The sequence below is a fragment of the Aeromonas sp. 61P genome, from assembly GCF_051919545.1.
GTDB lineage: Bacteria > Pseudomonadota > Gammaproteobacteria > Enterobacterales > Aeromonadaceae > Aeromonas > Aeromonas veronii.
Genome location: NZ_JBQBEL010000001.1, coordinates 718,912 through 725,000, shown reverse-complemented (window position 1 = coordinate 725,000; position 6,089 = coordinate 718,912). Strand labels below are relative to the sequence as shown.

The 6,089-nt window shown below is 55.1% G+C and carries 2 protein-coding genes, 1 tRNA gene and 2 rRNA genes; all 5 read left to right on the top strand.

Annotated elements, in window-relative coordinates; translation table 11 throughout:
* Positions 1 to 3 precede the first annotated feature (3 nt).
* Positions 4 to 2,893 (top strand): 23S ribosomal RNA (locus ACTG2O_RS03530).
* 121 nt (positions 2,894 to 3,014) lie between these two features.
* Positions 3,015 to 3,129 (top strand): 5S ribosomal RNA (gene rrf / locus ACTG2O_RS03525).
* A 46-nt stretch (positions 3,130 to 3,175) separates the two neighbouring features.
* Positions 3,176 to 3,251 (top strand) — tRNA-Thr (locus ACTG2O_RS03520).
* Positions 3,252 to 3,503: 252 nt separating this feature from the next.
* Positions 3,504 to 4,748, top strand: a complete 1,245-nt coding sequence (gene codB, locus ACTG2O_RS03515; protein WP_019446669.1) for a cytosine permease — start codon at positions 3,504 to 3,506, stop codon at positions 4,746 to 4,748.
* On the top strand, positions 4,742 to 6,007 hold the full coding sequence (locus tag ACTG2O_RS03510; protein WP_019446668.1) for a cytosine deaminase: 1,266 nt from the start codon (positions 4,742 to 4,744) through the stop codon (positions 6,005 to 6,007). The genes codB and ACTG2O_RS03510 overlap by 7 nt, the downstream gene beginning before the upstream one ends.
* The last annotated feature ends 82 nt before the right edge of the window (positions 6,008 to 6,089 follow it).

The window sequence follows — 6,089 nt, the reverse complement described above, 5'->3', positions numbered from 1 at the left end:
TATGGTTAAGTGACTAAGCGTACATGGTGGATGCCTTGGCAGTCAGAGGCGATGAAGGACGTACTAACCTGCGATAAGCTGTGAGAAGTCGGTAAGAGACGCTATTACTCACAGATTTCCGAATGGGGAAACCCACCCGAGATAACTCGGGTATCTGTTACTGAATACATAGGTAACAGAGGCGAACCGGGAGAACTGAAACATCTAAGTACCCCGAGGAAAAGAAATCAACCGAGATTCCCTCAGTAGCGGCGAGCGAACGGGGATTAGCCCTTAAGCATCTTGGAAGTTAGTGGAACGGTCCTGGAAAGGCCGGCGATACAGGGTGATAGCCCCGTACACGAAAACAACCTTGATGTGAAATCGAGTAGGGCGGGACACGTGACATCCTGTCTGAATATGGGGGGACCATCCTCCAAGGCTAAATACTCCTGACTGACCGATAGTGAACCAGTACCGTGAGGGAAAGGCGAAAAGAACCCCTGTGAGGGGAGTGAAATAGAACCTGAAACCGTGTACGTACAAGCAGTGGGAGCCCTTCGGGGTGACTGCGTACCTTTTGTATAATGGGTCAGCGACTTACATTTTGTAGCGAGGTTAACCGTATAGGGGAGCCGTAGGGAAACCGAGTCTTAACTGGGCGTCTAGTTGCAAGGTGTAGACCCGAAACCGGGTGATCTAGCCATGGGCAGGTTGAAGGTTGAGTAACATCAACTGGAGGACCGAACCCACTAACGTTGCAAAGTTAGGGGATGACCTGTGGCTGGGGGTGAAAGGCCAATCAAACTCGGAGATAGCTGGTTCTCCCCGAAAGCTATTTAGGTAGCGCCTCGGACGAATACTACTGGGGGTAGAGCACTGTTTGGGCTAGGGGGTCATCCCGACTTACCAACCCCATGCAAACTCCGAATACCAGTAAGTAATATCCGGGAGACACACGGCGGGTGCTAACGTCCGTCGTGAAGAGGGAAACAACCCAGACCGCCGGCTAAGGTCCCAAAGTTCTGGTTAAGTGGGAAACGATGTGGGAAGGCTCAGACAGCTAGGATGTTGGCTTAGAAGCAGCCATCATTTAAAGAAAGCGTAATAGCTCACTAGTCGAGTCGGCCTGCGCGGAAGATGTAACGGGGCTCAAACCAGGCACCGAAGCCGCGGATTCACACTTATGTGTGAGTGGTAGGGGAGCGTTCTGTAAGTCTGCGAAGGTGTATCGAGAGGTATGCTGGAGATATCAGAAGTGCGAATGCTGACGTAAGTAACGATAAAGGGGGTGAAAAGCCTCCTCGCCGGAAGACCAAGGGTTCCTGTCCAACGTTAATCGGGGCAGGGTGAGTCGACCCCTAAGGCGAGGCCGAAAGGCGTAGTCGATGGGAAGCAGGTTAATATTCCTGCACGACTTGTAATTGCGATGGGGGGACGGAGAAGGCTAGGTGGGCCAGGCGACGGTTGTCCTGGTGAAAGTGCGTAGGTGGTGTTTCCAGGCAAATCCGGAGACACAACACTGAGACACGAGACGAACACACTACGGTGTGGAAGCCATTGATGCCCTGCTTCCAGGAAAAGCCTCTAAGCTTCAGATTACAAGTCATCGTACCCCAAACCGACACAGGTGGTCGGGTAGAGAATACCAAGGCGCTTGAGAGAACTCGGGTGAAGGAACTAGGCAAAATAGAACCGTAACTTCGGGAGAAGGTTCGCTCTTGATGGTGAAGTCCCTTGCGGATGGAGCTGTCGGGAGTCGCAGTGACCAGATGGCTGGGACTGTTTATCAAAAACACAGCACTCTGCAAACACGAAAGTGGACGTATAGGGTGTGACACCTGCCCGGTGCCGGAAGGTTAATTGATGGGGTTAGCGCAAGCGAAGCTCTTGATCGAAGCCCCGGTAAACGGCGGCCGTAACTATAACGGTCCTAAGGTAGCGAAATTCCTTGTCGGGTAAGTTCCGACCTGCACGAATGGTGTAACCATGGCCATGCTGTCTCCACCCGAGACTCAGTGAAATCGAATTCGCCGTGAAGATGCGGTGTACCCGCGGCTAGACGGAAAGACCCCGTGAACCTTTACTACAGCTTGGCACTGAACATTGAACCTACATGTGTAGGATAGGTGGGAGGCTTTGAAGGCGTGACGCCAGTTGCGCTGGAGCCGTCCTTGAAATACCACCCTTGTATGTTTGATGTTCTAACGCAGGGCCCTGAATCGGGCTCGCGGACAGTGCCTGGTGGGTAGTTTGACTGGGGCGGTCTCCTCCCAAAGAGTAACGGAGGAGCACGAAGGTTGGCTAATCCTGGTCGGACATCAGGAGGTTAGTGCAATGGCATAAGCCAGCTTAACTGCGAGACGGACAGGTCGAGCAGGTACGAAAGTAGGTCATAGTGATCCGGTGGTTCTGAATGGAAGGGCCATCGCTCAACGGATAAAAGGTACTCCGGGGATAACAGGCTGATACCGCCCAAGAGTTCATATCGACGGCGGTGTTTGGCACCTCGATGTCGGCTCATCACATCCTGGGGCTGAAGTCGGTCCCAAGGGTATGGCTGTTCGCCATTTAAAGTGGTACGCGAGCTGGGTTCAGAACGTCGTGAGACAGTTCGGTCCCTATCTGCCGTGGGCGTTGGATGATTGAAGGGAGTTGCTCCTAGTACGAGAGGACCGGAGTGAACGAACCTCTGGTGTTCGGGTTGTCACGCCAGTGGCACTGCCCGGTAGCTAAGTTCGGAATCGATAACCGCTGAAAGCATCTAAGCGGGAAGCGAGCCCTGAGATGAGTCATCCCTGACCCCTTGAGGGTCCTAAAGGGCCGTTGGAGACCACAACGTTGATAGGCGGGGTGTGTAAGTGCAGCGATGCATTGAGCTAACCCGTACTAATTACCCGTGAGGCTTAACCATACAACACCCAAGAAGTGTTCTAAGGCTTGTAACAGATACCAAGCGAACTACTAATTCAGTGATAACGACAAGCCACGAGCAACATCGTTATTCACGTCAGCTTTCTGGATTGAAGAATTTGCCTGGCGGCCATAGCGCCGTGGAACCACCTGATCCCATGCCGAACTCAGAAGTGAAACGCGGTAGCGCCGATGGTAGTGTGGCATTCGCCATGCGAGAGTAGGACACTGCCAGGCACCCAATTTCAAGATTACGCCCAGCGTGGTCTTTACCGGTTAGTGTGCTGATATGGCTCAGTCGGTAGAGCGCATCCTTGGTAAGGATGAGGTCCCCAGTTCGATTCTGGGTATCAGCACCATTAAATAGAAAGCCTCCCTGAAAAGGGAGGCTTTTTTGCATCTGTCATTTTTGTGATATCCCCTTACATTCCCTATTCCCGTAACCCCCTCTGCTTGCAGTCGACACAGTTTATCTGCTGATTTGAGTCCCGGTGTGTTACTCATTTGACTGCTATTGATGGTTTTATCCAGAGATTTAACCATGATTGATTGACGTAAAACGTTTTCCATGTAAAATCCGGCGCGTTTTGCCTATTACGTGGAGAGAGAGCATGGCGCAGGATAACGAATACTGTTTGGGGGCGGTACCCGCCAAAGGGCGCAAAGGTGTGCTGTCGTTGATGCTGGTGATGCTCGGCCTGACCTTCTTCTCTGCCAGCATGTGGACCGGTGGTGCGCTGGGCACCGGCTTGGTGTTTGATGATTTCATCAAGGCGGTACTGCTTGGCAACTTGCTGCTGGGTATCTACACCGCCTGTCTCGGCTATATCGGTGCTTCAACCGGTCTCTCTACCCATCTGCTTGCTCGTTACTCGTTTGGGGTGAAAGGTTCCTGGTTGCCATCCCTGCTGCTGGGCGGTACTCAGGTCGGCTGGTTTGGCGTCGGTGTCGCCATGTTTGCGCTGCCGGTGCAGAAGGCGACCGGCATTGATGTGAACTGGCTCATCGCCATTTCGGGTATTCTGATGACGATAACCGTCTACTTCGGAATCTCCGCCCTGATGGTGTTGAGCTTTGTGGCGGTACCGGCCATTGCGCTGCTCGGTGGTTACTCGGTCTGGCTGGCAGTGACCTCGACCGGAGGCATGGCTGCGCTGCAGCAGGTACAACCAAGCAATCCCATCGAGTTCACCACGGCATTGACCATGGTGGTCGGTTCCTTTATTAGCGCAGGAACCCTGACCGCCGATTTTATTCGATTTGGTCGCAAACCCTGGGGCGCCGTCATGATTACCATGGTGGCGTTTTTTTTGGGCAACACGCTAATGTTCGTCTTTGGTGCAGCCGGCGCGGCCGTGACCGGACAGGCCGATATCTCGGAAGTGATGCTGATGCAGGGGCTGCTGATCCCCGCCATTCTGGTGCTGGGCCTCAATATTTGGACCACCAACGACAACGCTCTCTACGCCTCCGGCCTCGGTTTTGCCAATATTACCGGTCTCAAGAGTAAGCCACTCAGCGTGATCAACGGCCTAGTCGGTACCGCTTGCGCCCTCTGGCTCTACAACAACTTTGTCGGCTGGCTGGCCTTTTTGAGTACGGCAATTCCGCCGATCGGTGGCATTATCATCATGGATTTCCTGCTCAATCGTGAGCATTACCGTCAATTTGCCGATCAGCAGTTCGAGACGGTGCGCTGGCAGGCGCTGGTCGCCACGGCAGTCGGGGTGGCTGTCGGCAAGTGGCTGCCGGGCATAGTGCCACTCAACGCGGTATTGGGCGCCGCCTTCACCTATTTCATTCTGGTTCGCCTCACCCCGCGGCCGGTTCTGGTACAGGAAGCTAATAAATGCTGATTCAACATATTCGTTTGGCCGGTCGGGAAGGGTTGTGGCAGATCCGCTGTCAGGATGGGGTCATCACCGCCATCGAACCCCATGACGAACATGCCGTCGCCGGTCGGGTGCTGGACGGGGAGGGCGGTCTGGCGATCGCCCCCTTTATCGAACCCCACATTCACCTCGATACCACCCAGACGGCCGGTGAGCCGAGCTGGAATCTCTCCGGCACTCTGTTCGAGGGGATCGAGCGCTGGGCCGAGCGCAAGGCGCTGCTGACCCATGAGGATGTGAAACAGCGTGCCATCCAGACGCTGAAGTGGCAGATCGCCAACGGCATCCAGTTTGTGCGTACTCATGTCGATGTCTCCGACCCCAATCTGGTGGCGCTCAAGGCGATGCTGGAGGTGCGGGAGGAGATGAAGGAGTGGGTGGAGCTGCAGATCGTCGCCTTCCCGCAGGAGGGGATCCTCTCCTACCCCAATGGCAAGGCACTGCTGGAGGAGGCACTCAAGCTGGGTGCCGACGTGATTGGCGCGATCCCCCACTTCGAGTTTACCCGGGAATATGGGGTCGAAAGTCTGCACTACATCTTCGATCTTGCCGAGAAGTATCAGGTTCTGGTCGATGTGCACTGCGACGAGATCGATGACGAGCAGTCCCGTTTTATCGAGACGCTGGCGACTCTCGCCTACGAGCGGGGTATCGGTCATAGAGTCACCGCCAGTCACACCACTGCCATGCACTCCTACAATGGCGCTTATGCTTCCCGCCTGTTCCGGCTGCTCAAGATGGCAGGCATCAACTTCGTGGCCAATCCGCTGGTGAACATTCACCTGCAGGGACGGTTCGATACCTATCCCAAACGTCGCGGTATTACCCGGGTGAAGGAGATGCTGGAGGCGAACATCAACGTCTGCTTCGGTCACGACGACGTGTTCGATCCCTGGTATCCCATGGGCACCGCCAACATGTTGCAGGTGCTGCACATGGGGCTCCATGTCTGCCAGATCATGGGCTACGAGCAGATCAACGACGGCTTGAAGCTGATCAGCAGCCACAGCGCCCGCACCCTGAACGTGCAGGATCGCTATGGCATCGAGGTGGGCAAACCGGCCAACCTGTTGATCCTGCCTGCCGAGAACGGCTTCGATGCGGTGCGCCGTCAGGTGCCGGTGCGTTACTCGATCCGCCACGGCAAGGTGATTGCCCAGACCCGTCCGGCCCAGACCGAAATCGTGCTGGGTCAGCCAGAGCCCATCGATTTTCGCCGCTGAGATTTCAATCAGGCTGGATGTCGATTAGTTCCGCCTCTGGGCACAAGGGCCGCCATTGCGACATAATGGCGGCCTGACCCTG